The sequence below is a fragment of the Micromonospora sp. NPDC004336 genome, from assembly GCF_053602615.1.
Genome location: NZ_JBSGDY010000345.1, coordinates 1 through 2152, shown reverse-complemented (window position 1 = coordinate 2152; position 2152 = coordinate 1). Strand labels below are relative to the sequence as shown.

At 78.6% G+C, this 2152-nt stretch carries 1 protein-coding gene; it reads left to right on the top strand.

Features of this window, described 5'->3' with window-relative positions; all coding sequences use genetic code 11:
- On the top strand, positions 1-2152 hold a 2152-nt coding region (locus tag ACWENR_RS30575), incomplete at both ends, for an acyltransferase domain-containing protein (RefSeq protein WP_452280410.1).

Sequence of the window (2152 nt, the reverse complement as noted above, 5' to 3'; positions counted from 1 at the left end):
TGCTGCTCGGCTCGATCAAGTCGAACATCGGCCACACCCAGGCCGCCGCCGGCGTCGCCGGGGTGATCAAGATGGTGGAGGCGATGCGGCACGGGATCGTGCCGGCCACCCTGCACGTCGACGCGCCCACCCCGCACGTGGACTGGGCCGCCGGCGCGGTCACCCTGGTCACCGAGCCCACGCCGTGGCCGGCCGTGGACCGGCCGCGCCGGGCCGCCGTCTCGTCGTTCGGCATGAGCGGCACCAACACCCACCTCATCATCGAACAGCCCGAGCCGGCCGGCGCCGAGACCGACCGCCCGGAGATGCCCGCGCCCGCGCCGGTGCTGCTCACCGGCCGCACCCGTACCGCGCTGCGCCGCCAGGCCGAGCGCTGGTCCCGGTACGTCGCCGACGACGCCCACCTGCGGCCGGCCGACGTCGCCTGGACCTCGGCGGTGTCCCGCTCGCCCCTGGAGCACCGGGCGGTCGTGCTCGCCGACGACCGCGACGGCCTGCTCGCCGCCCTGCACGCCCTCGCCGACGACCGGCCCGCCCCCGGCCTGGTCACCGGTGCCGCCGCCGAACGCGGCGGGGTCGCATTCCTCTTCTCCGGCCAGGGCGCGCAGCGCGCCGGCGCCGGCCGGGAGCTGTACGCGGCGTACCCGGCCTTCGCGGCGGCGCTCGACGAGGTCTGCGCCTACCTCGACCACCGGCTGCCCCGGCCGCTGAAGCCGCTGCTGTTCGCCGAGCCCGGCACCGACGAGGCGGCGCTGCTCGACCAGACCGTCTTCGCCCAGGCCGCGCTCTTCGCCGTCGAGGTGGCGCTGCACCGGCTGCTCGGCTCCTGGGGGCTGGCCCCCGACCTGGTGGCCGGGCACTCCGTCGGCGAGCTGACCGCCGCCCACGTGGCCGGCGTGCTCACCCTCGACGACGCCTGCGCCCTCGTCGCCGCCCGGGGCCGGCTCATGCAGGCCCTGCCCGCCGGCGGGGCGATGCTGGCCGTCGCCGCCGCCGAGGCCCGCGTCGCCGAGTCGATCGCCGGGCTGACCGACCGGGTCGCCGTCGCCGCCGTCAACGGCCCCGCCGCCGTCGTCCTCTCCGGCGCCGCGACGGCCATCGACGAGCTGGCGGAACTCTGGACCGGCCGGGGGGTGAAGGTGCGCCGGCTGCGGGTCAGCCACGCCTTCCACAGCCCGCTGATGGAGCCGATGCTCGCCGAGTTCGCCGCCGTCGCCGCCGGCCTCGACCTGCGCGCCCCCGCCCTGCCGGTGGTGTCCAACCTGACCGGCGAGCTGGCCGACCCGGCGCAGCTCACCGACCCGGACTACTGGGTGCGGCACGTCCGGGAGGCGGTCCGCTTCGCCGACGGCGTACGCGCCCTGCGCGCCCACGGCGCCGGCGCCTTCGTCGAGGTCGGCCCCGACGCCGTCCTCACGGCCAGCATCCAGGAGACCCTCGCCGAAGCCGAAGCCGAAGCCGAAGCCGAAGCCGAAGCCGAAGCCGGGGTCCGGGCCGGGGCCGGCGACGTCGCCACCGCCGTGGTCGTGCCGGTGCTGCGACGGGACCGCCCGGACCGCCGCGCCCTGCTCGCCGCCCTCGCCCAGCTCCACGTCGCGGGCACGCCGGTGCGCTGGGCGGACGTCCTCGCCGACCGGCCCGGCCGGCTCGTCGGGCTGCCCACCTACCCGTTCGAGCGGCAGCACTACTGGGTGCCGGCCGAGGCGCCCGCCGAGGCGGCCACCGCCGGCGCCGGCGCGCTCGACCGGCGGTTCTGGGCGGCCGTCGAACGGGCCGACCTCGACGCGCTGCGGGACACCCTCGCCGTGCGGGACGAGGCCGCCGCCGAGTCGCTGCGTACCCTGCTGCCCGTCCTCGCCGACTGGCGGCGGCAGCGGCAGGAACACTCCGTGCTCGACGGCTGGCGGTACCGGGAAGAGTGGCAGGTGGCCCCCGAGCCCGCCCCCGCCCGGCTGGCCGGCACCTGGCTGCTGGCGCTGCCCGCCGGCGGCACCGACGACCCGGCGGCGCGGAGCGTGCGCGCCGCGCTGACCGACGCCGGCGCCGACGTGCTGCCGCTGACCGTCGCGCCGCACGCCGACCGGGCCGGCCTCGCCGCGTCCCTCGCCGGCGCCGACCCCGCCGGGGTCGTCTCCCTGCTCGCCGGCGAGCC